Genomic DNA, 26,303 nt, shown 5'->3' with positions numbered 1-26,303 from the left:
CCTGCGGGCATCCACCGCAGCGTTCCGGCACCGGGCACTCTGGCTAACTCATTCAGACGGGCAGGCAAATTGTCATCCAGCAATCTGATCCGCATTCGCGGAGCGCGTCAGCACAACCTCAAGAACCTCGATCTCGACCTGCGCACCGGCGAGATGACGGTCGTCACCGGCCCGTCGGGCTCCGGCAAGTCGAGTCTCGTGTTCGACACGCTGTACGCGGAAGGGCAGCGGCGCTACGTCGAGACGTTCAGCGCGTACGCGCGCCAGTTCCTCGACCGGATGGACCGCCCGCAGGTCGAGCGGGTCGACGGCGTGCCGCCCGCGATCGCGATCGACCAGACCAACCCGGTGCGCAGTTCGCGCTCGACCGTCGGCACGATGACCGAGCTGAACGATCACCTGAAGCTGCTGTACGCGCGCGCGGCCGAGCTGTTCGACCGCAAGACCGCGCGGCTGGTGCGGCACGACACGCCGGAGACGATCTACGCGGAGCTGGTCGCGCGCACGCAGGCGGACGATCCGCGCGTCGTCGTCACGTTCCCGGTCGAGCTGCCTGAAACGGCCTCCGACGATGAAGTCGCGCAGTGGCTGTCCGCGAGCGGTTACACGCGCGTGCAGGCGCAGCGCGAGGTCGCGTCGCCCACCGGGCCGCGCAAGGTGCTCGACGTGGTGGCCGACCGCTTCCGCGTGCAGCAGGCCGACAAGGTGCGCGTTGTCGAAGCGATCGAGGCATCGCTGAAGCGCGGCGGCGGGCGCGTGAACGTATACGTGCTTGCACCGGAAGCAGAAAACGCGGCCGCCGAGCCGCAGGTGTGGCGTTTCTCCACCGGGCTTCACGATCCCGACAGCGACCTGCGCTACGCGGAGCCGCAGGCGGCGATGTTCTCGTTCAACTCGGCCTACGGCGCGTGCGAAACCTGCCGCGGCTTCGGCCGCGTGATCGGCGTCGATCTCGGCCTCGTGATCCCCGACGCGCGCAAGACGCTGCGCGGCGGCGCGATCAAGCCGATGCAGACGCCCGCATGGAAAGAGTGCCAGGACGACCTGATGCGCTACGCGGCGAAAGCCGGCATCCCGCGCGACACGCCGTGGGCCGAGCTGTCGGACGCCGAGCGCGACTGGGTGGTCAACGGTTCGCCGGACTGGAACGGCAAGTGGCAGAGCCAGTGGTACGGCGTGAAGCGCTTCTTCGGTTATCTCGAATCGAAAGCGTACAAGATGCATATCCGCGTGCTGCTGTCGAAATACCGCAGCTACACGCCGTGCGACGTGTGCGGCGGCGCGCGCCTGAAGACGGAATCGCTGCAGTGGCGGCTCGGCTCGAAAGAGAACGCCGACGGCGTGCTCGCGCCGGCCGGCCGCTTCATGCCGCGCGGCGTCGACTGGAGCCGCGAGCAACTCGAGGCGCTGCCGGGCCTGACCGTGCACGACCTGATGCTGTTGCCGATCGAGCGCATCCGTCGCTTCTTCGACGGCATCAGCCTGCCGAGCGCGCTGCTCGACGATGCGCTGAAGCTGCTGCTTGCCGAGGTGCGCACGCGCCTGAAATACCTGTGCGACGTCGGGCTCGGCTACCTGACGCTCGACCGGCAGAGCCGCACGCTGTCGGGCGGCGAGGTGCAGCGGATCAACCTGACCACCGCGCTCGGCACGTCGCTCACGAAAACCCTGTTCGTGCTCGACGAACCGAGCATCGGGCTGCATCCGCGCGATCTCACGCGGATCGTCGAGGCGATGCAGCGGCTGCGCGACGCGGGCAATACGCTGGTCGTGGTCGAACACGATCCGTCGGTGATGCTCGCGGCCGATCGCCTGATCGACATGGGGCCCGGCCCGGGCGAGCGCGGCGGCACGATCGTCTACGACGGCACGCCGGGCGACATTCGCTCGGCGCACACGCTGACGGGCGAGTATCTCGGTGGCCGCAAGCATGTCGCGCACGCGTCGAACTGGGCGCGCCGCGTGGTCGACGCGAATACGCCGCGCATCGTGCTCGAAGGCGCGAGCGAACATAACCTGCGCGACGTGACGGTCGAGATTCCGCTGCAGCGCCTCGTGTGCGTGACGGGTGTGTCGGGGTCCGGCAAGTCCACGCTGCTGCAGGACGTGCTCTATCCGGCGATGGCGCGGCACCACGGCAAGGCGACCGAGTCGCCGGGCGCGTACCGCAGCCTCACGGGCGCCGACCAGGTGGGCGACGTCGTGTTCGTCGACCAGTCGCCGATCGGCAAGACCACGCGTTCGAACCCGGCGAGCTACGTCGGCGCGTTCGACGAGATCCGCAAGCTGTTCGCGAAGGCGCCGCTGGCGTTGCAGCGCGGCTACAGTGCCGGCACGTTCAGCTTCAACTCGGGCGACGGGCGTTGCCCGACCTGCGGCGGCTCGGGCTTCGAGCACATCGAGATGCAGTTCCTGAGCGACGTCTACCTGCGCTGCCCGGACTGCGACGGCAGCCGCTACCGCGCGGAGATTCTCGAAGTGCGCATCGAGCGCAACGGCCGCGCGCTGAACATCGCCGACGTGCTCGACCTGACCGTCAGCGAAGCGGCTGCGTTCTTCGCGAGCGACGCCGAGGTGCTGCGCGTGCTGCAGCCGATCGTCGACGTCGGCCTCGAATACGTGAAGCTCGGCCAGCCGGTGCCGACGCTGTCGGGCGGCGAGGCGCAGCGCCTGAAGCTCGCCGGCTTCCTCGCCGAATCGGCGGCGGCGGCCAACGGGCGCCGGGTTGCGACGGAAGAGGCGCGCATCGCACGCGCGAAGCTGTTCATGTTCGACGAGCCGACCACCGGGCTGCACTTCGACGACATCGCGAAGCTGATGCAGGCGTTCGGCAAGCTGCTCGCGGCCGGCCATTCGCTGATCGTGATCGAGCACAACCTCGACGTGATCCGCGCGGCCGACTGGCTGATCGATCTCGGCCCGGAAGGCGGCGACGGCGGCGGCCTCGTGCTGTGCGCGGGCACGCCCGACGACGTGAAAGCCTGCGCCGAATCGCACACGGGCGTGGCGCTGCTGCAGTACGACCGCGCGATGGATGCCGACATGGCGCTCGCCGACGAAGGCAAGCCGCTGCAGGCCGTGCTGAGCGCGGCGCGCGAGCGGCGTGCGATCGAAGGCGAGGACGTCGTGCGGATCGTCAATGCGCGCGAGCACAACCTGAAATCGCTCGACGTCGACATCCCGCACGGCAAGTTCAACGTGATCACCGGCGTGTCGGGTTCGGGCAAGTCGACGCTCGCGTTCGACATCCTGTTCCATGAAGGCCAGCGCCGCTACCTCGAATCGCTGAACGCGTATGCGCGCTCGATCGTGCAGCCGGCCGGCCGCCCCGAGGTCGACGCGGTGTACGGCATTCCGCCGACCGTCGCGATCGAGCAGCGGTTGTCGCGCGGCGGGCGCAAGAGTACGGTCGCGACCACGTCCGAGGTCTGGCACTTCCTGCGGCTGCTGTACGTGAAGCTCGGCCTGCAGCATTGCATCCACGACGGCACGCCGGTCACGTCGCAATCCGTCGAATCGATCGCCGCGCAGTTGCTGCGCGACCATCGCGGCCAACACGTCGGGCTGCTCGCGCCGCTCGTCGTGAACCGCAAGGGCGTGTATACGGATCTCGCGAAGTGGGCGAAAGCGCGCGGCAGCACGCATCTGCGTGTCGACGGCGAGTTCGTGCCGGTCGATCCGTGGCCGAAACTCGACCGCTTCCGCGAGCATACGATCGAGTTGCCGGTCGCCGATATCGTCGTGTCGCCGGACAACGAGGCCGAACTGCGGCGCGTGCTCGACGAGACGCTCGAACTCGGCAAGGGCGTGATGCATCTGCTCGCGCCGCTCGACGGGCTGCACGATGCGATGCAGAACGATCATTCGACCGCGCGCGTCGGCACGGTCAAGGTGCTGTCGGTCAAGCGCGCCTGCCCGGTGTGCGGCACGAGCTACCCGGAGCTGGACCCGCGGATGTTCTCGTACAACAGCAAGCACGGCTGGTGCACGACCTGCGTCGGCACCGGCGTCACGCTCACGCGCGAACAGCGCGCGGCGTACGACGACACGGTGCTCGCCGGAGACGATCGCGGCCGTGAGCAGACGCTGCCGTCGGACGAACAGGAACCCGAGGGCGTCGGCAACGAGCCGTGCCCGGATTGCCATGGCACGCGGCTGAACCCGTCTGCGCGCGCGGTGACGTTCGATGCACATCCGATCGTCGAGGTCGCGCAATGGACGGTGTCGGACACGCGCCGCTGGATCGACGCTCTGGAACTGACGGGGCGCGACGCGCAGATCGCGCGCGACATCGTCAGCGAGATCGGTAGCCGCCTCGCGTTTCTCGAGGAAGTCGGGCTCGGTTACCTGAGCCTCGATCGCGCGGCGCCGAGCCTGTCGGGCGGCGAAGCGCAGCGCATCCGGCTCGCCGCGCAGCTGGGCAGCAACCTGCAAGGTGTCTGCTACGTGCTCGACGAACCGACGATCGGCCTGCATCCGCGCGACAACCAGATCCTGCTGGACGCGCTGCGCAAGCTCGGCGACAAGGGCAACACGCTCGTCGTCGTCGAGCATGACGAGGACACGATCCGCCGCGCCGATCACATCATCGACGTCGGCCCGGGCGCGGGCAAGCGCGGCGGCACGCTGGTCGCGCAGGGCGCGGTCGCGGATCTTGCCGCGCAGGCCGATTCGGTGACGGGGCGCTTACTCGCGCAGCCGATGACGCACCCGCTGCAGCCGCGTCGCAGCGTGAGCCTGCCGGGCAAGAAGGGCGGCGCCGCGGTGCCGGACGCCTGGCTGACCGTGCATGGCGCACGGCTGCACAACCTGCGCGACGTCACGGTCGGCATTCCGCTCGCGCGGCTCGTCGCGGTCACGGGCGTGAGCGGCTCGGGCAAGTCGACGCTCGCGCGCGACGTGCTGATGACGAACCTGCTCGACGCGGTCGGCCGCTCGGTACTGTCGTCGCCGGCCACGCGCCGCGCGCGCAAGGCCGCGCAGCAGGACACGCCGGCTACCAATCGTCGCTCGAGCGTGCTCGCGCGTAGCGCGCCGCGGCCGTCGCTGAACGTCACGCATGCATGGCAGGGCTGCGAATCGCTGAGCGGCTGGGAACAGATCGATCGCGTGCTCGAAGTCGACCAGACGCCGATCGGCAAGACGCCGCGCTCGTGCCCGGCCACCTATATCGGCGTGTGGGACACGATCCGCAAGCTGTTCGCCGATACGCTGGAAGCGCGTGCGCGCGGCTACACGGCGTCGCGCTTCTCGTTCAATACGGGCGACGGGCGCTGCCCCGCATGCGAAGGGCAAGGCGTGCGCACGATCGGGATGAGCTTCCTGCCCGACGTGAAGGTGCCGTGCGACGTGTGCCACGGGCAGCGTTTCAACCCGGAGACGCTCGCCGTCACGTGGCGCGGCCGGAACATCGGCGACGTGCTGACGATGGAGATCGACGAGGCAGTGGAGTTTTTTGCGCCGATCTCGAACATCGCGCATCCGCTGCAGCTGATGAAGGATGTCGGCCTCGGCTACCTGACGCTCGGCCAGCCGTCGCCGACGTTGTCGGGCGGCGAGGCGCAGCGCATCAAGCTCGTCACCGAGCTGACGAAGGTGCGCGACGACATCACGCGGCGCGGGCAGAAGGCGCCGCACACGCTGTACGTGCTCGACGAACCGACGGTCGGCCTGCACATGGCGGACGTCGCGAAGCTGATCCGCGTGCTGCACCGGCTCGTCGATGCGGGGCACAGCGTGGTCGTGATCGAGCATGACCTCGACGTGATCGCGGAAGCCGACTGGATCATCGATCTCGGGCCGGAAGGCGGCGTGGGCGGCGGCACGATCGTCGCGGCGGCGCCGCCGGAAGCGCTCGTGCAGGTAAGCGCGAGCCATACCGGGCAGGCGCTCAGGCCCGTGCTCGCGAGAACGGGCACGGACGAAGGGGAAGCCGAGCGCGAGGGAGAAGCGCGGGTAGGGTGAGCGCGACACTTCGTATTGACGGCCCCGGTGTCGGGCGGTGATTTCCCCTGGCTAACAGACAATTGGCTGGGGAGAGCACCGCGATCCGGCGCGTGCATCCCTCTTCGTGAACTGCACCCCAAAAGTTGGATTTTGATCCGACCTTTGGGGTGTTTTCTTTTGATGGTCGCGAACGCTCCCGGCGTGGACGACGTGCGCAACCCGCACAAGGACATCGTGCTCCCCGAATCGGTCGTGTCGCTGTTCAAGGGCGAGCCGGGCTTTCCGCGGGACGGTGTGCCGGCGGTCCACTCACGGACGGATCGGTCAACTCGAACGGCTCGCCCGTGAACGGACAGGCAAGGCCCGGCGCTTCGACACGCGCAGCGGGTACACCAGGCAACCGGCTGTCCATCAGCATCGAGAAACCGATGCGTTTCTTCGAGGCCCGCCACGCCATTAGCAGAAACTATTCGAAGCGGAGCAAGGCCCGCGATCATTCCGCCATCGCAATGATGTCGATATTGTCACGATACTTTCCAGCGCAGTGGTTCGAACATGCAATGCGCAGCTTATCGAGCGAAATCGATATTTCACCGATATGCGCATACTCCAATCAATTGTTCAAATCGCAGATCGCTGATGTCAGTTCACTCAACTGCCGTCATTTCCATTCGCCATGCAATCGCAACAATTTCTGCGTGATTGCGTAATCGTACGCAGGATCGGTAATGGTCATTTGAATTGATAAATGAAAATGCGTATTTGTTATTTAACAAAATATTTCACCAGGAGGATGATGCGTCACGCACTGATATCAAAACAAACGAGAAGCGTGACGCGAGAATGAGACAACACTTCGCGGCTCGCTGAAATGAGGGCCTTGAAGTGGTTTATCAGAGAAACGACACTGCGCGCGTGAGGTACCCCCGTTGCCGCTCGCTGGCGCTGGCTGCATGCTGGATTACCGCCGGCGGCGGCGCGTGGGCGCAGGACACGAAACCCAACCCGGCGCCCGCCGGCGCTACCCCGGATGTGGTCGTCACCGTTCAAGACGTCATCGTCACGACCGGCACGCGTGAAAGCGCGCGGAAAGTGCGCGATGCCGCTGCCCCGGTGGAAGTGATCAGCGGCGACGCGCTGCGGCGCACCGGGCAGGGCAATCTGCGCGACGCACTCGTCCAGCTCTCGCCGTCGATCGCACGCCAGGCGATGCGCGGCGATGCGGGCAACCTGACCAGCGCACTGACGCTGCACGGGCTGAGCCCCGATTACGTGCTCGTGCTCGTGAACGGCAAGCGTCGCCATTCGACCGCGAACGTCTCGCTGAATCGCGGGCCGCAGCAAGGATCGACCGGTGTCGACGTCGACCTGATCCCGGTCACGGCGATCGATCACGTCGAGATTCTCCGTGACGGCGCATCCGCGCAATACGGCTCGGATGCGATTGCCGGCGTGATCAACGTCATCCTCAAGTCGAATTACCAGGGCGGCGAGGTGTCGAACACGACCGGCCAGACCTATCAAGGCGACGGCCTCGCGCAGAACAACGCGGCCACCATCGGGCTAAGGCTCGGCGATGCAGGTTATGTCGACCTGAGCGCCGAATACAACCGGCAGAATCATACGGTGCGAACCGGCGCCGATCCGCGAACCGGCCAGAACGACAACCTGATTCTCGGGTCGCCGTCCAGCACGCGGGAAGCGGTCGCCTTCAACGCGGGCTACCTGCTCGAAGGCGGCGCGAAGCTGTACGGCTTCGGCACGTATGCACACCGGAGCGGCGGCAGCTACCAGAATTACCGGTTGCCGTCGGTCCTGCCGACGCTCTACCCGAACGGCTTCACGCCGCAGGAAACGATCAACGAAAACGACTTTTCGCTGACCGCGGGCGTGAAAGGCGACCGGCTGCTCGGCTGGGCATGGGATATCAGTTCGACCTACGGCCGCGACAACATCGGTATCGGCATGGTCAATTCGGCGAACACGAGCCTGTTCGACGCGACCGGCTCGACGCCGACCAGTTTCCGCCTGTCGACCTTCACGAACACGCAGTGGACCAACAACCTCGACCTGTCGCGCGCATTCAGCGTGCCGCTGCTGCCCGCGCCGCTCAACGTGTCGGTCGGCGCCGAGCATCGCCACGAAAGCTACACGATCGGCGCGGGCGATCCCGCCTCGACCTACGGCGCGGGCAGCCAGGCGTTGCCGGGCCTGTCGCCGCTCAGTGCGCTGTCGAAATCGCGCGAGGTGCTCGGCACCTACATCGATCTCGCCACCCGGCTTGCGCCGAACTGGCAGGTGGATCTCGCGGGGCGCTTCGAGCATTACAACGACGTCGGCAGCACGGCCAACGGCAAGGTCTCGACGCGTTACGACATCACGCCGCGCATCGCGGTTCGCGGTAGCGTCGGAACCGGCTTTCGCGCACCGTCGCTCGCGCAGCAGTATTTCACGAACCTGAACATCTCGCCGCTTTCCGCGTACGGGCAACTGGCCCCGAACTCGCAGGCCGCACGCAACCTCGGCGCGACGCCGCTCAAGCCTGAAAAGTCGACCAACTTCGATATCGGGCTCGTGCTCAACCCGCTGCCGAACCTGAACGTGACGATCGATGCGTACCAGATCAACATCCGCGACCGGATCGTGCAGGGCGGCACCTATAGCGGACAGACCGCGATCGATGCACTGACGCAGGCCGGCATCACATTGCCCGCGGGCTTGCCGTCGGTGACGGCGAACTACTTCACGAACGGCGTCAATACGCGCACGCGCGGCCTCGACATCCTGGGCACGTATCACAGCAACTTCGCGAGGTGGGGGAGCGTCGACTGGGATCTCGGCATCAACTTCAACACGACGAGCATGACGAGCGTGGGCCGCGACACCAACGGCAACACGCTGTTGAACGCGCAGCAGGTCGGCTACATCACGTCGTCGACGCCGAAGAACAAGATCATCGTCGGCGGCACCTGGCACCGTGACAAATGGGCGCTCAGCCTGCACGAGACACGTTACGGCACGACCTCCGGCGAATTGAGCTACTGGAGCGGCCCGAATGCATTTTCGACGACGCGCTTCGCGCATTTCACGAACGCGGCGAGATACGTCACCGACGTCGAGCTGCGCTATGCGATGACGCGCAAGTTCGAAATCGCGGTGGGCGCGAACAACCTGTTCAACGTGTACCCGAGCAAGCTGCCAGTCGAGAACCAGTTCCTCGGCACGCAGTACGACATCGTGTCGTCGCCGATCGGCATCAACGGCGGCTTCTATTACCTGCGCGCCCGTTACCTGCTCTGATGCGCGCGGCTCCTTCACCCCTTCATTCCATCACGCCATGAACCGACCGGCAGAGGTTGACCATGCAGTGATCGACGTCGACGAAACGTCGCTGTGCGCCGATCACATTCTCGATTTGTGCAAAGGCAATGCGCTCGCGATACGCATTCGTGCGTTCACGCCGCCGGCAGTCATCCGGCGCGCGGAGGAGCAACTGTTCGCCCATCCCGACCGCGGCGCGCTGGGCCACGCCGTCGAATTCACCCGGCTCGGCATCGCGTACGCGGAGGTGCGATCCGAAGAGGTCCGGCAGGCCTATCACCGGCATGCGCGCGCCAATATCGAACGTGTGCGTACGCTGTTCGGCGAGCTGGCGTCGCCGGTCGACCGGTTCCGCACCCTGCTCGACGACGCGTGGCCCGAAGGGGCGCGGCTGCTGAGTGTGGGCGGGCACAAGTGCTTCGTCGGCGTGTGCCGCTACCTGACGCCCGGCGTGGATCTCGAGCCGCACATCGACAACCTGGAATGGACGCTGCCGGCCGGCACCGGCTGGGCGCTGCAGTATCAGCTGTCGGCCAACCTCTATCTGCAGGTGCCTCCGCAAGGCGGCGAGCTGGAGCTCTGGCGCGTCGCACCCGATGCGCGCGAATACGAAGCGCTCAAGGGCGATCGCCACTACGGGATCGGCCGCGAGCAGGTGGGCGCGCCCGACCTGGTGATCAAGCCGGAGGTGGGCGACCTGATCTTCCTGAATCCGCGTTTCATCCACGCGGTTCGCCCTGTCCGGGGCGCCGACCGGGTCACGTTGAGTGCCTTTGTCGGGATCCGATCCGTTACCGAACCCTTAGTTTACTGGAGCTGACCATGTACAAGGTTTCATTGCAGGCACAAGGAAAATTTCAGGCACACGAGTACCTCGGCAAGACCGCACTGCTGCTGATCAGCGTCGGCAAGGAATATCACGAAGGCGAAAAACTCGCGGCGACGGTTGACAAGATCAACGTGGCGGGGTTCGGGCAATGCGTGATCGGCGTGGCCGATACGCTGCAGCGCCACAACTATGCGACCGGCTCCGCGCATAGCAATTATCAGAAAAGCCGCGACCGCGGCGACGCATGGCTGCGGGATCACGCGGACACCCTCGCGAAACTGTCGATGCGACGCGAGATCCTGCGATGGGACGACCTGCTGCGCCGCGACGACTACTCGCAGTATTACCATCTGATCACGAACGAGTACTACTCGAATCCCGAATACCGTTACGCGATCAACGACACCATCGGCGTGTTTGCCGAGCGAAACGGGCTCGTGCAAGGCACCCGCGAACACGAGGACGCGTTCTATCGCTCGCTCTTCTACATTCTCGAGGAATGCCCGATCATCATGCCGATGTGGGCGCAGGACGGCATCGATTTCATCATTTACCCGAAGCAGATGACCGCCGCGATGAGCAAGACGCGCGAGATTTTCGTGCAGAACGGGAGCGATGCTCGCGCCAACTGGCTGGCGGTCAAGTTCAAGAAAAAATCGCAGTCGCACGCAGACGAAGAAACCGAGGCGCTGGCGCATGACTAATTCATCGAGCAAGGTTCGGAAGTACGTCGGGCTGACCGGCATCTGTATCGCGAGCTTCCTGGGATGTATCGATCTCACGGTCGTCAACACGATTCTTCCGGCGATCGGCCGCGATTTTTCGATCCCGATCCAGACGACGCAGTGGATCACGTCCATCTTCATGGTCGCGCTGTCCGCGTTCATGGTGCCGGTTGCCACGCTGGCAGACAACCTGGGCCGCAAGAAACTGCTGATCATCGGCCTCGTGATCTTCGGCGCGGCTTCGTTGTTCGCGGGGATTGCGCATCAGTTCTGGCTGCTGGTGGCGTTCCGCTTCTTGCAGGGCATCGGTTGCGCGATCCTGTACACGGTATCGGGCGCGATCGTCAGCTATACGTTCGACGAGAACGAACAGGGCAAGGCGCTGGGGATCCTGTTCGGCGCCAACGGCGTCGGGCTGGCGCTCGGCCCGATCATCGGCGGCCTGTTCGCCGGCGCGCTCGATTGGCACGATGCGTTCCTGATCAACATTCCGTTCATCGTGATCAGCCTGGCGCTCTGCGCATGGGCGATACCGGAGTTCAAGGCGCAGGCGCGCAAGCGCCTCGACGTGACGGGATGCCTGCTGCTGGTCGTCGGCCTGACCACGCTCGTCAGCTATCTGTCCGTCGACGGGAGCCGGCTCAATCTCTGGTTGCTGCCGGTGTCGCTCGTCGCGCTGGCGCTGTTCGTCTGGCATGAGCTGCGTACGCGCGACCCGATCGTCGAGTTTCATTTCTTCCGCGAACCGAAGTTCGTGTCCGCGCTGCTCGCGACGTTCTTTCTCGCGTTCTTCTACTGCATCGTGCTGCTCACCCTGCCGATCTTCTTTTCGACCCAGCTCCACAAGAGCGACATCACCATCGGGCTGTACCTGCTGCCGGCGACCATCACGTTTTCGATCGCGTCGTCCTGGATCGGCGGGCGCAGTGAACGGCTCGGCCCGTCGCGGGTGATCGCAGCCGGCCTGTCGCTGTTCGTCGTCGCGTCGATCCTGCTGTCGGTCGCGGCAGGCCAGCTCGACGCAGGCTGGTTCGTCGTGCCGCTGCTGCTGTTCGGGATCGGCTGGGGCGCGATACTCGGGCCCTCGACGCTGGTGGCGCTGGGCGCGTTGCCTCGCGACAAGGCGGCCGTGGCGATGGGCACGTCGTGGACGGTGCACAACGTGGGCGGCGCGAGCGGCATTGCGTTCGCCATTTTCCTGATGCGGCAGGTCGACGATTTCCGGCATGGTTACCAGACACTGATGCTGGCGCTCGCGGCCATCATCCTCGCGGCCGGCGTGCTGTACCACATCCTGTCGCGCGAGTCGGTGGCGGTGGCCATCGACTGACCGGCGAGCGAATACCCATCGCTCGCGGATGATTGCGCGAGCGGCTCAAACGCAATGGCAGGCGAGTGCCCGGGCGGTGGCCGGGCACCCGTCGCCTTGCTCGACGGGCGTGCGGCCTGGATCGAGCTAGGGCGCCGTCCGCGCATGCGGTCTTTCCGGATAGCGTTGACCTGACGCCACGGGCGCCCGCCGTGCAGCGTGCATGTAACCCGGACTACGTGAAATCGGGCACGGTGCCCGAACGCGGCCGACGAATTGTCGAGCAGGCAAGATCTGCATCTCGAATACAAATTCGGATATCTAAATAGATACCGTATTGAAAAATACACGTCGGCAATGCCGGCGAATGTGGGCGGGAAAAAAGATGAAACGAAGCGTGATGATGGTGACGGCCGCAGGGTTGCTCTGCGCGCTCACCGCGGTACCGGGAGCGTCCGCGTGGGCGCAGCAACTGCCGGCGCCCGACGCGCCGGCGTCGTCCGTGGCTGCGCCTGCGGCACCGCCGTTGCCGGCATCGGGCGCGCACGACGCGCTGACGGTCAAGCGTTTCGAAGTGACGGGGTCATTGATCCGCAGCGCCGACAAGGTCGGCTTCAACCAGGTCCAGACGATCACGGCGAAGGATATCGAGAACAGCGGCTATACGACGGTCGCGGACTATTTGCGCAGTGTGGCGGCCAATTCATCGAGCAGCTGGGGTGACGGCTCGACCACGGCCAACTTCGCGGTCGGCGGAGCAGGGCTCGCGTTGCGCGGGCTGAGCGAAAAATACACGCTGGTGCTCATCGATGGCCAGCGCGTCGCACCGTACGCCTACGCGGCCAACGGCACCGATCAGTTCTTCGACCTCAACACGCTGCCGCTCAACATCATCGACAGGATCGAGATCGTCAAGACGGGCGCGGTGTCGCAGTACGGCTCCGACGCCATCGCCGGTGTCGTGAACATCATTACGAAGAAGAACTTCCAGGGCCTGGAGCTTTCCGGAAGCTATGGCGGCGCGACGAACGGTGGCGGAGGCGCGGGCACGACCCGGTTCGGCTTGCTGGGCGGCTTCGGCGACGTCAACGCGAATCGCTTCAACGTGACGGCGGCGCTCAGCTACTACAAGAACAACGGCGTGCTCGCTTCCGACCGGGACATGACGGAGAATCAGAATTTCTCGAACTACCCGGGCGGCCTGTCCAACCAGTCGACGTCATACTGGGCGAGGGCGAACGGCAACGTGCCGCTCGATCCCTGTGCGTACGGCGGCAAGGTCGTACCCGGCAACACGAATTCGCAGTCGTTCGGGGCAGGCGGCACGGTCTGCCAGCGCAACACGGCAGGCGCGACGTCGCTCTCGCCGTGGACCGAGCGCCTGAGCGCAAAAGTGCATGGCGAGTTCAAGATCGACGATGCGACGCAGGCGTTCGCCGATCTGTGGGAGAGCAACAACACCACGGTCGCGAACCGGGGCGTCGGCCGCCTGACGACCAGTACGCAGACCTACGATCCGGCGACGGGCAGCGTTTCGCTGGTATCGAACGTCGTGCCGGGCAGTAATCCGTACAACCCGTTCGGCGTGCCGACGCAGTTGCGCTACGCGTTTCCGGCGTCGCAGTCATTGCATGTCAGTTCGAATTACTGGCGCGCCGCGACGGGCGTGAAGGGAACGTTTGCGATGCCTTCCGTGGGCGACTGGGACTGGAGCGCGTCGTATGCCCATTCGCAGGACACGGTCTCGCAAAACTATTCGAACCAGATGAACGCCAGCGCGCTGACGAACATCATTCAGAACGGGACCTTCGATTTCTCGAATCCGTCCGCGACGCCGAACGGGCTGAACGGCCTTTACCAGAGCACGTCGAATCAGGCGATCACGAAGCTCGACGTGCTGGATGCGACGCTGTCGAGCCCGAACCTGGTCAGTCTGCCGACAGGCAACGTGGGCCTCGGGCTAGGCGCGCAGTTCATGCATCAGAGCCAGTACATCGGCACGGGTGCGGGCTGGGCGAGCGGCCAGCTGACGTCGCCGTCGATCCAGTCCGTCAATGGCGAGCGCAACGTCGCGGCCGTCTACTACCAGTTCGATATTCCGCTGCTGAAGACACTGACGTTCAGCCAGTCGGGCCGCTACGATCACTACAGCGACTTCGGCGGCGCGTTTTCGCCGCGGTTCGCGCTGCGCTTTCAGCCGGTGCGGGAATTCACGTTGTACGGTTCGTACAATCGCGGCTTCCGTGCACCGACGCTGATCGAGAACACGTCGTCGCGCACTTTCGGCTCGCAAGGCGTGCTGGATGCGCGAGATCCGAACAATCCGGGTTCATACAATATCGTCGAGGAAATTCGCGCGGGCAATCGTGGCCTGCAGCCCGAGCGCACGAAGAACTACAACATCGGCTTCCAGTTTTCGCCGACGCGCACGACCGATATCGGTTTCGACTGGTACAAGATTCACATCGACAACGTGATCGGTACGGACGACGTGCAGGTCGTGGTCAATCAGAACGATCCGTCGCAGGTGGTTCGTAATGCCAACGGCAGCATCGCCTATGTCACGCTGCCCTATCGCAATCTGTCGTCGCTGGACACCGACGGCTTCGAGGCCACGTTCCGCCAGACGGTTGCGACGACCATCGGCACCTTCACGTTGTCCGGCGACTGGGCGTACATGTGGCATTTCAAGATGCCGGTTGGCGGCGTGGAAAGGGATTACGCCGGCAACAACGGCGCACTTCACCAGCCGTTTGGCGGCAGTTCTCCGCGCTGGAAAGGGAACACCGATCTGAGCTGGAACTATCACCGGTGGAATGCGACCCTGAGCTGGCTCTATGTCGGCCCGTACGCGCAGGCCATTCTTGCGCCGGGCACGTACCCCGGCATGGCGGATGGCGTTGCGTCGTACAGCCAGTTCAATCTGATGGTCGGCTATACGGGATTCAAGCACTGGACGCTGTACGCGGGGATCGACAACCTCTTCAATCGAAAGCCGCCGTTCGATCCGGTTTGGATGGCGGGGCCAAGCGGCTACGATACATCGCTCTATTCGTACGTCGGGCGGTTTGCGCAGGTGGGGGCGACTTATCGGTTCTGAGAACCGTTGACGATGTTCGTGCGCTGTAGTGGACGGGGCACGGGCGCTTGCGGCGTGCGAGTGGGCAAGCCGCGTAGCGCCATGTAGCACCGTATGGTCGAGTATCGATTCGGCCGGCAAGCGCTCGAGCGTGTTGTTCTCCGGTTCCCGTTTGCGCGGGTTCACAATGCGGCCGAGCCTGTCGGGCGTCGCGGCGTCGCGATGCGTTGTTCGCCGCCGAGACGCTGCGCGAACACGCGCCAGGGTGGCCGCGATCTCCCCCGGCGGGGCGTGCCCGGCCGGGGGAGCATCGGCGGCAGGCCCTGACGGTTATCCGCCGGGCCTTGCGGCGCTTACTTCAACGGCATGCAGATGCGCGTCTGCAACTGCGCCGGCGGTGTGCTACGCGGGTCGTTCAGGTACTGCTCGAACATCGGGAAATCGGCGGGCACCATGCCGCTGGCGGGCAGCCATTCGGAGAACATCCAGTTATAGGGCTGGTCCATCTCGTTGTACGGCCCCGTGTAGGTCAGGATCGCGCAGCGGCCCGCGGGGATCTCGAAGCGTTCGAACTCGTCGCCCAGCTCGGCGTCGGGCGCGACGGACATGCCCGCCATCGAGCGCAACCGGTCGGCCGGCACCTGCTCGGGATCGTCGAAATACACGCCGATACCGATCGCCTCGGGGCGCGCCAGGCCGCGGGCGGCGGCCAGCATGAACGCCCGGGTGAACACCGGGCCGATTTCCTGATAGCTGCCGCGATGCGGCAAGGCGGCCAGCACGGCGCCGGGGAAGGTTTCGATGGTAACGGGATACATGCCGAGCTCCTGTGGATTGAACGGAACGGAGCGGGCCGCGCGGTAGCGCCCCGGCGATACGCCGAAGGTCGCGCCGAACGCGCGGTTGAAGGCAGCATCCGACGCATAGCCGGCACGCTGCGCAACGTCGCGCAATGGCGCCCCGGTCCCGCCCAACGCGACCGCCGCGCGGTGCATGCGGATGCGCTGCACGGTGGCGTTCACCGTCTCGCCGATCATCGCGCGGTAGACGCGGTGAAAGTGATACGGCGACAAGCACGCGAGGTCGGCCAGCAGATACAGATCCGGGTCGGCGTCGGGGTGGCTTGCCAGCCAGCGCAGGACGGGGTCCATGCGCCGGGCGTATTGGGTCAGGGTTCGGGGTTTCAATTACGGGCTCCTGGAGGAGCAATGTAGGGTCGGCGGGTTTGCAGATTTTGCGGTTTTTCGGAGCAGGGGACGCCGCGCCGGCACGGCTTCGCGCGCAACAGCCGCGCCGGCAATTCCCGCCGCATGAGCGGGCCGTTGCCGTTGAGCGGCAGTGCGCCGACGGTCTCGCGTAGCGCGGTGGCGTCCAGCCACCGGCCATGCCGCCGTGCCGTTTTCGATCAGCCCGGCGGCGCGACGGATGCGCCGGTGATGCCATGCCGCCGCAGCGCATCCGCGACGAAGCCCGACGCCTTCATTTCCTCAACGAACGCATTCAGCGCCGCTGCGGCGGCTTCGCCGCGACTCTTCGGCACGCCCATTGCCTGCCGGATCACCATGAAGCGCTCGTCGAGCAGGCGCAGGCCGGGCGTTTTCGCCGCGTCGGCCTCGAGCTGCTGCTTCACGCCTGCCGCCACTTCCAGTTGCTGTTCGACGAAGGTCTGCACGACGGCTTGCGACGTCGGCGCACGGACGATCTGCGCGGCCTTCAGCTCGCGCGTGAGGAACAGGTCGTACGCGCTGCCCTTGCCGACGGTCACGCGGTTGTCGGGCTGGTCGACGTCCGCGTTCGTGCGGATCGGCGAAGCATCGCGCACGAGATAGAACCCCTCGATCAGCACGTACGGTGCCGTAAACGCGACCGTTTCGCCGCGCAGCGGATCGACCGCGAAGAAACCGAAATCGGCACGCTCGTCGGTCAGTGCCTGCACCGATTTGCCGGCGGCGTCGAACACCACGAGCTCCAGCTCGGCCGACAGGCGTTCGGCGAACGCGCGCGCGAGGTCGATCGACACGCCGAACGGTTCGCCGGTTTCCGGGTCGCGGTTCGCGAGGATCGGGTTGCCGAGATTGATCGACGCGCGCAGCTTGCCGGTTGGCGTGAACGCGGAGAGAACGGACGGGGCGAGGGGCATGGGAGGCTCGTTGCGGTCGTGGGGGCAGGGTTCGGGGCGCGTCGATGCGCGACAGTGCGCCGGCATCGAGCTTATCACCTGGCTTTCGCAAAAGAGCAGCGTCGAGCGGCGCGAGCCCGCCTTCGTCGGCAACCCGAAGATGCGATACGTCAGGCTTCCGGTCACCTCATTGCCGGAACCACAAGCCATGAAGTGATAGACAGGTAAAGCGCCGAGCGGCTGCGAGTGCGCGTTGATGCGGGAAAAGGGGCTGGATTCGTTTGCTTTGCGCCGGTCGCGGCTTCCGGTTTGGCCGTGTCGTTCCCCGTCGGCGGCTTCCCGCCGGGAGCGGCGGGCCTTGATCCGCTCGGCAACCGCTAGAATTGCGGTTTTAGCCCGGAATACGTCCATGTCTTTTGCCTCGCTCGGCCTGATCGATCCCTTGCTGCGTAATCTGCAGGACCTCAATTACCAGGCCCCCACGCCGGTGCAGGCCAAGGCGATTCCCGCCGTGCTCGACGGCAAGGACGTGATGGCCGGGGCCCAGACCGGCACCGGCAAGACGGCGGGTTTCGCGCTGCCGCTGTTGCAGCGGCTGGTGCAGCACGGCCCGGCGGTGTCCAGCAACCGCGCACGTGTGCTGGTGCTGGTGCCCACGCGTGAACTGGCTGAACAATTGCTGCAAAGCTTCATCGCGTACGGCAAGGGGCTCGACCTGCGATTCCTGGCCGCCTACGGCGGCGTGAGTATCAACCCGCAGATGATGAAGTTGCGCAAGGGCGTGGATGTGCTCGTTGCCACGCCGGGTCGGTTGCTGGACCTCAATCGCCAGAACGCGGTGCAGTTCGATCAGGTGCAAACGCTGGTGCTCGACGAAGCCGACCGCATGCTGGATCTCGGTTTCGCGCGCGAACTGAACGCCGTTTTTGCCGCGTTGCCCGCGCAGCGCCAGACCCTGCTGTTCTCGGCCACGTTTACCGACGATATCCGCGCGATGGCGGCGAGCATTCTGCGCGGCCCGGTCAACATCAGCGTCAGCCCGCCCAATGCCACGGCCAGCAAGATCAAGCAGTGGGTGGTGCCGGTGGACAAGCGGAACAAGCCCGACCTCTTCATGCACCTCGTGGCCGAGAACAAGTGGGAGCATGCGCTGGTGTTCGTCAAGACGCGCAACGGCGTCGATTATCTGGCGGCCATGCTCGACGAAGCGGGCTATGCGGTCGACACCATCCACGGCGACAAGCCGCAACCCGCGCGCCTGCGTGCGCTGGAGCGCTTCAAGACGGGTGAAGTACAGATGCTGGTCGCCACCGACGTGGCGGCGCGCGGGCTGGATATCGACGACCTGCCGCTGGTGATCAACGTTGATCTGCCGATCGTGGCGCAAGACTATGTGCACCGAATCGGCCGTACCGGCCGCGCGGGCGCCAGCGGTGTGGCGGTGTCGCTGGTGTGCGCCGACGAAGCGCCGCAACTGGCCGCGATCGAAGCGCTGATCCGGCAAACGCTGCGGCGTGAAGAAGAGCCGGGTTTCGAGGCCGAACACCGTGTGCCGGAAACCAGCGCGACGGGCGAGATCATCAAGAAACCCAAAAAGCCGAAGAAGCCCAAAGTGCCGCAAGCGGCGCCGGTTGCCAAGCCGGTGGCCGGTAAAAAGCCGCGCCCGCAAGCGCAAGGCGGAGAAGGTAAGCGCAAGCCTGCGGCGCCGCACGCGAAGCCGGGTGGCGACGGACCGGATTACACCATCGGCAGCCCGTTCAGCGCGCAAAAGCCGCGCAGCAAACCGGCGGGCAAGCCGGCTGCGGGAGCAAGCAAGCCGGCCGGCAAATCCGCTGGAGGCCGTGGCAAGCGCCAGCCTTGATGCGGTGGTGTGAGTCGTGCCAGTCGTGGAACAGGGCTGGCCGTTCGGGGCTCGCCTGCAGTTTCAAGGTAAGCGATCCATTATCGGCGTCTACCCAACGGCGCTCTGAACGAGGCGCACCGGTGTCCACCCTTCCGGAAGGTGGGCACCTATGGCTGACAAGGCTTTGAGTTGAGCGTAGTTCGTCGAGACCGCGACGGCCCGCGCCGCTACGACGAGAAGGGCAAGCGCGCATTGGTCGAAGCGGCGTGACGCCCGGGCGTGTCGGTGGCTGGCCTGGCGCACGAGCACGCGATCAACGCCAACCTGCTCCGCAAGTGGATGTCGAAGGGTTGCGATCCACGAACGACGTTCTTCAGCGTAATTGGGTGGTGCGCTTTGGGGGCGGTGGCCCGGTTTCTCGGTAGGCTTCGTTTCGGCGGTTCTCCTGTCCGGGAGCTTGGTCCTGGAAACCCGATTTTCCCGGATGCCCGCGGGATCCGCCGCTTTCAACCTTCAACTATTTTGGGGACTCCGCCCAATGTCAACCGACGAATCGATACACGCGTGCCCTGGGGAAGAATCCACTTTCAATTGCACGTGCTGTGGTCACGAGACGAGGAGAATCACGGGCGAACTGCACCAGGGCGATTCAGTTGTTGGTGTCTACTTTGTCCAATGGGCGATCGGAAGGCCGGACCATCCACCGATCATTGACCTTGTGTTGGGGGACTGGGGGGAAAGCGCCGCGCCTGCCGACCGCGTCCTGGTTTCATTGATCTATATGCCGCGCAAGGGCGGCGGTCCTGTCTCCGTCGTGAACGCCGCGGAACGGCGTGTCGATATTTCTGCCTTGTTTGAACTCGCGCTTGCCCGAGAGCAGGTCATCGGTACGCCGCTGGCCCCGTTGGTGTTTCAGATTATCGATGCGCTCTGGATCACCGAGCCACGAATCGCAGCGGTCAAGGCACTGGACGACGTCGTGTAGATCAAGCTCGACGGAAACGCCATCAGCAACCACCGGCATGCGAGCTACTCGCTCATGCTCGAATTGAGCCTGGATTTTCTGATGACGTGCGACCCAACTGCACAGCGGTTTGGGATCGAGGTCATGCTCCATTGCTGTTCGGGCAATCGAAACGCCGGGCTGCAGGCATGGTCGAACCGGTTCGTCCCGCGCAGCATTGTCGTACTCGCGACGGCCATCTCGTTTCCGACCAATCACCAGCCGGCTACGCAAGTTTCGGTTCTCAGTCATACACGCTCATCACGGGCGAAGACCGCCGACGACTACGACGCGCTGTTCCCCTGGAACATGCCGGCCGATCTCCGCTGATCGAAAATCACGCCTCCTGTTACGCCAGCCACGCTGCTCCGGATGATCTTCCTGATACGCAGGCGGTCATTCAAGCGTATATGTCAACGTCCCATATCCCAGTTGATCGAAGCCGCCGCTGTTGGGACCGTAGTCGCCACCGCCGCCTTCCGGCGCGACCTTGCGGGCATAAGCCTCGACGTCCGGCGCGGAGAGCCCTTTGAGCACAACGTAATGGTTGTAGACGAGTGCCCAGATCGGACGCCCGTCACCGCGCGAATTCGGCGAGATGACAGGCTGAGTGACGTCGCTGTTCGTGTATTGCGTGTAAGGCACGTCCTTCCCGAGGTTGTATCGGGCGGCGTATTCCGCCCCGCGCAGGAATCGGTTGTCGTCGTATCCGTAAAGATCGTCGCCCTGGCTCCAGGCCATCTGACAGAACGCCCCGAGCAGCGCGATGTCGAGCATGGTGTGTCCCTGGTCGCGGCCACTTTCCTGCACCTGCCCCAGCCCATCCGGATACAGCTTCCACACCATATGTTCGATTGATCCGTTGCCTGCGCCATGCTTGAAGTAGTCGACCGCTTCGGCATAGATGTCGCGACGGTCGGCTAGAACCCCGATCGCCAGCATCGATGCCATGTTGGCGAGATCCCAGTTGGCCCAGTAGTGGTCGATCTTTGCGCCGTTGTGCCGCGTCAGGAAATCGTGGTTCATCGGATAGAACACGCCGAGCATCATCGACTGGAAGCGCTTGAGATCGTCCGGGCCCCACAGTGTGGACGTGCGGAGGATTTCGCCGGCGTTCGCCAGCTCGTAGCCGTAAATGCCGGAAGCCAGGAATTTGTCGGAACTGCCGTCGATCGTCGTCAGCGTGCGCGACCACGCATTCAGGACTTCTATGGCGTGTTGCGCGTAGGTGTCGTCACCGGTGATCTTCCACCGAAGTGCAAGCGCGTAGGCCGCAGCGGCATCGTTGAAGAGCGTGGCGTAGTTCTCTGCGTGGTCGGGGTTGCGTCCGCGATAGATGGCCGGCTGCGGATTCGGCTTCCAGTCGAGCGACGCATGCCGGTTGGCAACCAGGCGTTGCCAGCCGTCGAACCACGGCTGCCGTCGCGCGGCGACGTTCTCGCGCATGCGCGTGAAATCGCGCTCCGTATGCAGCAGGCCGGGGTGAACAAAGGGCGCGTCGGCCGTGCGGGCGCCGGGCGCAGGCGTCAGATGCGCGTCGCTGTGTGACTGATATGAACCGGTCGCGCCGGCAGGGGGCTGCGCCGCGGCGATGCACCCGCCAAGCATCACGATGCAAAGGACGGGAATCGTGGCTGCTGCACGCGCGGACAGACGAAATGCCATAGGGCTCCGATAACGGTTGCGCTGGTCTTGCCGAGAGGGAACCAGCATGGATTCGAACAGGGACTGGCGTGCGATGAACGGGCCGCCGGGAGAAAGCCGCTTTGCAACGTATGAACGATCCTCGCGGCGCTACGGTTGACAGTAAGCATGCCGTAAAGAATCGTCCGTCATCGAGGGACGACTCAATCCGACTCCGCGCATACCGATCCAACAGGCGTCGCTTGCGAACCGCATCCGCCTCAAACGTGTTGCATCGACGGGCTGATTCCGACGCAAGGCAAAGCCGTTCATGACGGCGATCTGGCAAGATGCATCGACTGACTCCAGACAGGGCACCCCATGCACATCGCTATTCTGACCTTTCAGGGCTTCAACGAACTCGACTCCCTCATCGCACTCGGCGTGCTCAATCGCATCAAGAAGCCCGACTGGCGGGTCACGCTTTCATGCCCGGAGCATTTCGTCACATCGATGAATGGTGTGACCGTGCAGGCGCAGTCGACGTTGGCGGACGCATGCACGGCGGATGCCGTCATCGTCGGGAGCGGCATTCGAACCCGGGATGTCGTCAACGACGCGACGCTGATGGAGCAGTTGAATCTCGATCCGGCCCGGCAATTGATTGGTGCCCAGTGTTCGGGCACGCTGGTTCTGGCAAAGCTTGGCTTCCTCGACAACATCCCGGCCTGCACGGATCTCACGACCAAACCCTGGGTAGTCGAGGCGGGTGTCGAAGTCCTCAATCAGCCGTTCTTCGCTCAAGGTAACGTCGCAACGGCAGGCGGCTGTTTTGCTTCGCAATATTTGGCCGCATGGATCATTGCACGCCTGGAGGGCGAGGAAGCCGCGCGGAGCGCACTTCACTACGTTGCGCCGGTCGGGGAGAAGGACGAGTACGTTTCTCGTGCGCTGACGAACATCAGGCCTTATCTGCCGTAGCGCGATAAAAAATCGCGCTGCCTTCATCGAAAAGTGAGTCGGTTTCAGCGGCTATGTGGTGTCCCCGATCGCGGCTTCTCAGGAGCCCTCAGTTTGCAATCGCCTTGCCGGCGGCATCCGTGATTTTCGTTTTCCACTGCTTGCGGATTTCGGACACCACCGAATCGGGAAGCGAGATGTAGTCCAGATCCGTGGCGGCCTGGTTGCCGTTGTGGAATGCCCAGTCGAAGAACTTGAGCGTTTCCGCACCTTGTGCCGGCTTGTCCTGCTTCGCGTGCAGCAGCACGAACGTCGCGCCGACCACCGGCCATGCGTCTTTGCCCGGCTCGTCCGTCAGGATCTGGTAGAACGACTTCGACCAGTTCGCGCCTGCCGCAGCGGCCTTGAACGTTTCCGTCTTCGGCGCGACCACCGTGCCCGTCGAGTTCTTCAGCGCGGTGTAGACCATGTTGTTCTTCTTCGCGTACGCCCATTCGACGTAGCCGATTGCGCCCGGCAGGCGTTGCACGAACGCGGCGACGCCGTCGTTACCCTTGCCGCCCGTGCCCGTCGGCCAGTTGACTGTCGTGCCTTCGCCGACCTTCGCCTTCCATGCGCCGCTGACCTTCGACAGGTAGTTCGTCCAGATGAAGCTCGTGCCCGAACCGTCAGCCCGGCGAACCACGGCGATGTCCGTATCCGATAGCTTGACCTTCGGGTTCAATGCGGTGATGGCGGGGTCGTTCCACTTCGTGATCTTGCCGAGGTAGATGTCGCCGAGCACCGGGCCCGACAGCGTCAGTTCGCCAGCCTTCACGCCCGGCACGTTGACAACCGGCACCACGCCGCCCACCACTGTCGGAAACTGGAACAGGCCTGCCTTCGCGAGCTCGTCATCCTTCAGCGGCGCGTCCGAGCCGGCAAAATCGACCGTTTTCGCGTTGATTTGCTTCAGGCCGCCCGACGAGCCGATGCCTTGATAGTTGACCTTGCCACCGCCCGCCTTCTTGTACGCATCGGCCCATTTCGCGTAAATCGGTGCTGCGAACGTGCTGCCTGCGCCGGTGATGTCGGCAGCGTGAGCGCTGAGGGCAACAAGAACGAGGGTGCAGGGAACCACGATCCGGATGTTCATGTAACGCCTCCTGTCTGCTGTCGGCATGCCGGCCCGCAAGCTGGCTTCGGTTTAGAAGTCTGACTGGTCGAGTTGGATCTGCCGGCCGTCTTTCGGCAATGTCGGTCGGTTGACCGTGGCAGTGATCTTCTCTCGATGGCTTTCAAACACGGTGAGCAATTGCGTGGGTGTAGCAGTCTTTGCGCCGCACCTTTCTCGAGTGATGTTCGCCGCGAGCTTGATTGCAACGCACCCCTAAACGGGGTCGCAGGCGGAGACCGGCCGGCCTGGTTCGTCACCGACGTTCGGGCAGGTCAGACGAGTGGCGAAGCCCGTCATCGCGCGCGGTACGTAGCCTCGCATCGAAGGGTGATAGGAGTATTGCATCTGACTGTGAAAACTCAAGGACGGTGCAATTGTCTGAGCCGCGAGCCTCAATGCACGTCATTTGCGACGATGGACGCCAACGCTCGAGCGCCGTCGTGTTGGGCGGTGTCTTCAGTGGAAAAGATGTGGTGACTGAATGCGATCAGTTTGAAGCCGCCCCCCGGGGAACGAGGAACCGTGATGCCCCAGTGCCAGCCACCGTCTTGCTGGAACACGTGGAGGGCCGGGGGGGCCTGGCTCAGTGCGGACGAAGAAGTCGTCATGGCGTGCTCTCCCGTCATGGGGCGACTGCAGGGCAACTACATCGGACGTGCGAACCCAGTCTACGGACACTTTTGCTGCGGCGCAATATTCAATTCCCGGGAACATGTCGATGTGTCGAGCGCCACAATTTTGAAATACAAATATGCAGCGTCGGAGATGACTGGCATATTGATGTGACGATTATGATTTTTCGGAGGCTTCATGGATCGCAGTTCGCTTGTGTGGGCGGGGGTGCCGCATAGCAGCGATGGCGTCGTGTTTCAGATTCGGGTCGGCCGCGGGCTTCAGCGTTTTCATATTTCCCGGTTGATTCTCGAGAAGGCGTGCGACCTTGAGCGACTGGCATCCGATGCGCGACAGCTCGAATGTTTTTACGAGCACTTGGCCCCGATCCTGGCGGTCGCCCGGAAGACGCGTTCGAGTGCGAAAGCCGATACGGTTTCGCTGAATGTTTCCGATTTTGTTCGACCGGGTAACGCGCGTGTCGGGCGGGACGCTTCGGCGGGGATGCGATGAGCATCGTAGAGGGATGAGAGGGCGGCGTGTCAGGCCCCGGAATGGGCGGGCATGGGGCTTGGCGCAACTGTCCGCGTTGGACGTTGTCGGGTAGGGCGAAGGTACTGCTGCAGCGTTGGGGGCGTTTGCAGGTACGTTGGCGGGATGTATGGTCGTGTCACCCGTGGGCTGCGTGAGTTCGCCAGCCGCCTGAACGTGCCTGCGCGGAGATCATGTGCGCGGACACCTTGACGAGCAGGTTCGATCTGCATCATGATTAACCAATCGGCTAATTAACCAATTGGAAAAATAATTGGAAGCGGACCACCTCAGCGTCACATTTGCTGCGCTTGCTGACCCTACGCGACGCGCGATCCTCGCGCGACTGGCGCAAGGCGAGGCCACGGTTGGCGATCTGGCCGGCCCATTCGATATGAGTGCGCCGGCCATCAGCAAGCACCTGCGCGTCCTTGCGAAGGCCGGCCTCATCACGCAAGGGCGCGACCGCCAGTTTCGCCCGTGTCGTATCGTGCCCGCGCCGCTCAAGGAGGCCGCCGACTGGGCAATGCAATATCGCGCTCTGTGGGAGCAGCGTCTCGACCAGCTCGATCGTTACCTGCAGCAATTGCAACAGAAGCCTGTCCAGGACCTGGACAAGAAAGTTGCACCGAAAACCACGTCCAAAGTCACCTCAACCCGAACCAGGAAGATTCGCCGCCATGACTGACAAACTGTCCGCTCCCTTCGTCATCGAGCGCCGCTTCGCTGCGCCACGCGAACTCGTCTATGCCGCGTTGACCGAAGCCGAGCACTTGAGCAAGTGGATGAGCCCGCCCGGTATGGAAATGCCCCACTGCACGGTGGACGCGCGTGTGGGTGGCGTCTTTCACTACGCGATGAAGCCGAAGAGTGCGCCCGACGCCCCGGCGATGTGGGGGAAATGGACATTCCGCGAATTGACGCCGCCTGAACGTATCGTCGTCGTCGTGCAATTCAGTGATGCAGAAGGTGGTGTGACGCGACATCCGATGGCGGAGCAATGGCCGCTCCATACGCTCTCGACAACCACGCTGAGCGAAATCGAGAGCGGCACGTTGATGCGCCTCGAGTGGCGCGCGCTGGATGCCAGCGAAGCCGAGGAAGCCATCTTCGACGCGTCGCACGCCAGCATGTCGCAAGGCTGGGGCGGAACAATGGACGCGCTCGACAAATACCTCACGCAGCAGCAAGCCGGGCACTGAGTCGAGCGGCAAGAACGGAAACACGCTTCATGAACGACACCCCAA

At 64.3% G+C, this 26,303-nt stretch carries 19 protein-coding genes and 1 pseudogene; 14 read left to right on the top strand and 6 right to left on the bottom strand.

Annotated features, from left to right (window positions below; all coding sequences use genetic code 11):
* Window positions 1–69 precede the first annotated feature (69 nt).
* The 7 genes from uvrA to HAV18_RS18470 all read left to right on the top strand — a co-directional run bounded on the left by uvrA (window position 70) and on the right by HAV18_RS18470 (window position 15,230).
* Window positions 70–5,964: an excinuclease ABC subunit UvrA gene (gene uvrA, locus HAV18_RS18500; RefSeq protein WP_208102016.1), complete on the top strand. Its 5,895-nt coding sequence runs from the start codon at window positions 70–72 to the stop codon at window positions 5,962–5,964.
* A gap of 326 nt (window positions 5,965–6,290) precedes the next feature.
* Window positions 6,291–6,656 carry a hypothetical protein gene (locus HAV18_RS18495; RefSeq protein WP_166958318.1) on the top strand — a complete coding sequence of 122 codons (366 nt, stop codon included), beginning with the start codon at window positions 6,291–6,293 and terminating at the stop codon, window positions 6,654–6,656.
* A gap of 205 nt (window positions 6,657–6,861) precedes the next feature.
* A complete protein-coding gene (locus HAV18_RS18490; RefSeq protein WP_347814771.1) occupies window positions 6,862–9,246 on the top strand; it encodes a TonB-dependent receptor in 2,385 nt (794 codons plus the stop codon).
* Window positions 9,247–9,313: 67 nt separating this feature from the next.
* Window positions 9,314–10,087, top strand: coding sequence for a 2OG-Fe(II) oxygenase (locus tag HAV18_RS18485; protein ID WP_347814770.1), 774 nt, complete (start codon window positions 9,314–9,316; stop codon window positions 10,085–10,087).
* A 2-nt stretch (window positions 10,088–10,089) separates the two neighbouring features.
* Window positions 10,090–10,800, top strand: coding sequence for a hypothetical protein (locus HAV18_RS18480; RefSeq protein ID WP_166958312.1), 711 nt, complete (start codon window positions 10,090–10,092; stop codon window positions 10,798–10,800).
* Entirely contained in the window at window positions 10,793–12,151 is a 1,359-nt protein-coding gene (locus HAV18_RS18475; protein WP_166958310.1) for an MFS transporter, read from the top strand. Before HAV18_RS18480 ends, HAV18_RS18475 begins: the two co-directional genes overlap by 8 nt.
* Before the next feature lie 364 nt (window positions 12,152–12,515).
* On the top strand, window positions 12,516–15,230 hold the full coding sequence (locus tag HAV18_RS18470) for a TonB-dependent receptor (RefSeq protein WP_166958308.1): 2,715 nt from the start codon (window positions 12,516–12,518) through the stop codon (window positions 15,228–15,230).
* Window positions 15,231–15,562: 332 nt separating this feature from the next.
* Here HAV18_RS18470 and HAV18_RS18465 read toward each other — a convergent pair whose 3' ends face one another.
* On the bottom strand, window positions 15,563–16,396 hold the full coding sequence (locus tag HAV18_RS18465; RefSeq protein ID WP_166958307.1) for a GyrI-like domain-containing protein: 834 nt from the start codon (window positions 16,394–16,396) through the stop codon (window positions 15,563–15,565).
* A 218-nt stretch (window positions 16,397–16,614) separates the two neighbouring features.
* Window positions 16,615–17,349, bottom strand: a complete 735-nt coding sequence (locus HAV18_RS18460; RefSeq protein WP_166958305.1) for an ABC transporter substrate-binding protein — start codon at window positions 17,347–17,349, stop codon at window positions 16,615–16,617.
* A 388-nt stretch (window positions 17,350–17,737) separates the two neighbouring features.
* Here HAV18_RS18460 and HAV18_RS18455 point away from each other — a divergent pair, with 388 nt between their 5' ends.
* Together HAV18_RS18455 and HAV18_RS39990 are read left to right on the top strand one after the other, a co-directional pair.
* Window positions 17,738–19,189, top strand: a complete 1,452-nt coding sequence (locus HAV18_RS18455; RefSeq protein ID WP_166958302.1) for a DEAD/DEAH box helicase — start codon at window positions 17,738–17,740, stop codon at window positions 19,187–19,189.
* 171 nt (window positions 19,190–19,360) lie between these two features.
* Window positions 19,361–19,519: pseudogene (locus HAV18_RS39990) on the top strand (transposase); the annotation flags it as partial.
* A gap of 421 nt (window positions 19,520–19,940) precedes the next feature.
* Here HAV18_RS39990 and HAV18_RS18450 read toward each other — a convergent pair.
* Entirely contained in the window at window positions 19,941–20,321 is a 381-nt protein-coding gene (locus HAV18_RS18450; protein ID WP_243771716.1) for a hypothetical protein, read from the bottom strand.
* Between HAV18_RS18450 and HAV18_RS39985 the strand changes: the two genes are divergently transcribed.
* Complete coding sequence (locus HAV18_RS39985; RefSeq protein ID WP_243771727.1) at window positions 20,211–20,504, top strand: hypothetical protein; 294 nt, start codon at window positions 20,211–20,213, stop codon at window positions 20,502–20,504. The genes HAV18_RS18450 and HAV18_RS39985 overlap by 111 nt on opposite strands.
* A 66-nt stretch (window positions 20,505–20,570) precedes the next feature.
* On the opposite strand, the gene HAV18_RS18445 is transcribed toward HAV18_RS39985, so the two are convergent.
* Window positions 20,571–21,839 (bottom strand): alginate lyase family protein, encoded by a 1,269-nt coding sequence (locus HAV18_RS18445; protein ID WP_243771697.1) that lies wholly within the window; start codon window positions 21,837–21,839, stop codon window positions 20,571–20,573.
* A gap of 339 nt (window positions 21,840–22,178) precedes the next feature.
* On the opposite strand from HAV18_RS18445, the gene HAV18_RS18440 reads away from it, so the two are divergent.
* Window positions 22,179–22,778, top strand: a complete 600-nt coding sequence (locus HAV18_RS18440) for a DJ-1/PfpI family protein (RefSeq protein ID WP_166958298.1) — start codon at window positions 22,179–22,181, stop codon at window positions 22,776–22,778.
* An 88-nt stretch (window positions 22,779–22,866) separates the two neighbouring features.
* Here the strand turns inward: HAV18_RS18440 and pstS are convergent, their stop codons facing one another.
* Window positions 22,867–23,892 carry a phosphate ABC transporter substrate-binding protein PstS gene (gene pstS, locus HAV18_RS18435; RefSeq protein ID WP_166958296.1) on the bottom strand — a complete coding sequence of 342 codons (1,026 nt, stop codon included), beginning with the start codon at window positions 23,890–23,892 and terminating at the stop codon, window positions 22,867–22,869.
* Between the two features lie 413 nt (window positions 23,893–24,305).
* Entirely contained in the window at window positions 24,306–24,521 is a 216-nt protein-coding gene (locus HAV18_RS18430) for a hypothetical protein (RefSeq protein ID WP_166958294.1), read from the bottom strand.
* A gap of 202 nt (window positions 24,522–24,723) precedes the next feature.
* Between HAV18_RS18430 and HAV18_RS18425 the strand changes: the two genes are divergently transcribed.
* From HAV18_RS18425 to HAV18_RS18415, 3 genes are all read left to right on the top strand, one after another.
* Window positions 24,724–25,038: a hypothetical protein gene (locus tag HAV18_RS18425; protein WP_166958292.1), complete on the top strand. Its 315-nt coding sequence runs from the start codon at window positions 24,724–24,726 to the stop codon at window positions 25,036–25,038.
* A gap of 292 nt (window positions 25,039–25,330) precedes the next feature.
* Entirely contained in the window at window positions 25,331–25,744 is a 414-nt protein-coding gene (locus HAV18_RS18420) for a helix-turn-helix transcriptional regulator (RefSeq protein WP_166958290.1), read from the top strand.
* Window positions 25,737–26,258: an SRPBCC domain-containing protein gene (locus HAV18_RS18415; protein WP_166958288.1), complete on the top strand. Its 522-nt coding sequence runs from the start codon at window positions 25,737–25,739 to the stop codon at window positions 26,256–26,258. The genes HAV18_RS18420 and HAV18_RS18415 overlap by 8 nt, the downstream gene beginning before the upstream one ends.
* Window positions 26,259–26,303: the final 45 nt, after the last annotated feature.

Source organism: Burkholderia sp. D-99 (assembly GCF_011605345.1).
Taxonomy (GTDB): domain Bacteria; phylum Pseudomonadota; class Gammaproteobacteria; order Burkholderiales; family Burkholderiaceae; genus Burkholderia.
The sequence above is the reverse complement of the archived record's forward strand: the minus strand, read 5'-3'. Positions and strand labels throughout refer to the sequence as shown.

Coding starts and splice junctions, on each gene's coding strand:
- HAV18_RS18475 (WP_166958310.1), top strand. CDS start 10,793: ATGACTAATTCATCGAGCAAGGTTCGGAAGTACGTCGGGCTGACCGGC.
- HAV18_RS18440 (WP_166958298.1), top strand. CDS start 22,179: ATGCACATCGCTATTCTGACCTTTCAGGGCTTCAACGAACTCGACTCC.
- HAV18_RS18460 (WP_166958305.1), bottom strand. CDS start 17,349: ATGCCCCTCGCCCCGTCCGTTCTCTCCGCGTTCACGCCAACCGGCAAG.
- HAV18_RS18445 (WP_243771697.1), bottom strand. CDS start 21,839: ATGGCATTTCGTCTGTCCGCGCGTGCAGCAGCCACGATTCCCGTCCTT.
- HAV18_RS18470 (WP_166958308.1), top strand. CDS start 12,516: ATGAAACGAAGCGTGATGATGGTGACGGCCGCAGGGTTGCTCTGCGCG.
- HAV18_RS18480 (WP_166958312.1), top strand. CDS start 10,090: ATGTACAAGGTTTCATTGCAGGCACAAGGAAAATTTCAGGCACACGAG.
- HAV18_RS18430 (WP_166958294.1), bottom strand. CDS start 24,521: ATGACGACTTCTTCGTCCGCACTGAGCCAGGCCCCCCCGGCCCTCCAC.
- HAV18_RS18425 (WP_166958292.1), top strand. CDS start 24,724: ATGGATCGCAGTTCGCTTGTGTGGGCGGGGGTGCCGCATAGCAGCGAT.
- HAV18_RS18455 (WP_166958302.1), top strand. CDS start 17,738: ATGTCTTTTGCCTCGCTCGGCCTGATCGATCCCTTGCTGCGTAATCTG.
- pstS (WP_166958296.1), bottom strand. CDS start 23,892: ATGAACATCCGGATCGTGGTTCCCTGCACCCTCGTTCTTGTTGCCCTC.
- HAV18_RS18415 (WP_166958288.1), top strand. CDS start 25,737: ATGACTGACAAACTGTCCGCTCCCTTCGTCATCGAGCGCCGCTTCGCT.
- HAV18_RS39985 (WP_243771727.1), top strand. CDS start 20,211: ATGCTCGAATTGAGCCTGGATTTTCTGATGACGTGCGACCCAACTGCA.